This is a genomic window from Bartonella sp. MM97QHHN (genome assembly GCF_042194285.1).
In the GTDB taxonomy this organism is placed as follows: Bacteria; Pseudomonadota; Alphaproteobacteria; order Rhizobiales; family Rhizobiaceae; genus Bartonella.
Genome location: NZ_JBHIMS010000025.1, coordinates 1 through 1,229 on the forward strand (window position 1 = coordinate 1; position 1,229 = coordinate 1,229).

General features: G+C 43.1%; 1 protein-coding gene. It reads left to right on the forward strand.

Annotated elements, in window-relative coordinates; translation table 11 throughout:
- A partial coding sequence (locus ACFIJW_RS00775; RefSeq protein WP_375632830.1) for an autotransporter outer membrane beta-barrel domain-containing protein occupies window positions 1–1,229 on the forward strand: 1,229 nt, incomplete at both ends.

The following is a 1,229-nucleotide window of genomic DNA, read 5'->3' on the forward strand; positions in this document are numbered from 1 at the left end:
ACCAACAGACGATCACTACCAAACATTGCATATAGGTTCTGGTAAACCAGACACGCAAGAAGTCTACAATGCAACGGATGATGCGAAGATTTACTTCAACGCTGAATGGAGTGATGGTGCTGCAATAAATGACCAAAAAACCGATAGACTTTTGATCCATGGAGATGTCTCTGGCAACACATCAGTTTATGTCACGGGGCGCTTAGAAGAGAACAATATCGAAGCAAATACCTCTGCTGCTGCCAATGTCCGTGGTCTTTCACTCATTCAAGTTTCTGGAAAAGCAGAAGAAAACTCTTTCAAACTCGTAAATGGCTATACCACAAGAGATGGCTTACCGGATATGTATACACTACGTGCCTATGGACCAGAGTCAAGCCATGGACAAGCCGATGTTGCACAAAACCTCTTTGATGAAAAGAATGAAAATTTCTGGGATTTCCGTTTACAACCCGAGCTGCTTAGCTCCAATTCTGGTTCAAATCCTGATCCTGAAACAAATATCCCTACCGTTGCCCTTGTACCACAAACAGCAAGCTATTTGGTCATGCCAAATGCTCTCTTCTACAGTGGATTAACCGATATGGCTAAACAAAACGCGCTTTTAGCCAATATCAGAACATCCGTCTTAGGAAAAGAAGAGGAGAAACAAACTGGTTTCTTCCTTTACACCTATGGAAGCACAGGAACTTTATCTTCTGAGCGTGGTCCTCTCAAATATGGTTATGGTGCTGATATCCGCTATGCTGCTCTCCAAGCCGGAGTCACATTGGCAGCAATTGAAGGGCAAAATACCACAACACATCTCGGTCTTGTAGGCACCTATGGGCAGCTGTCGTTCACACCAAAGGACATGAAAGATGCAGGAAAGAACACGCTGGATAAATGGGCCATTACAGCCTATGGCAGTATACAGCATAACAGTGGTTTCTACATCGATGCACTCTTGTCCTATGGTATCCTAAAAGGGCATATCGCCAATGCCATCAGAGGCAATACCGCAAAGTTGAACGATGCCAAAATGTTGAGTATCTCCACCACTGTTGGCAAAGAGTTTGTAACCGGAATGGAAGGCTTAACCTTTGAGCCACAAGCACAAGTTGCCTATCAACATTTGATGTTTAATACCATTGAAGATGCTGATAATTTTACCGTTGATATGAAAAATCCTTCTCAATGGTTAGTACGCATTGGTGGACGTTTGACAAAAACCATTTCCACTGAAAACA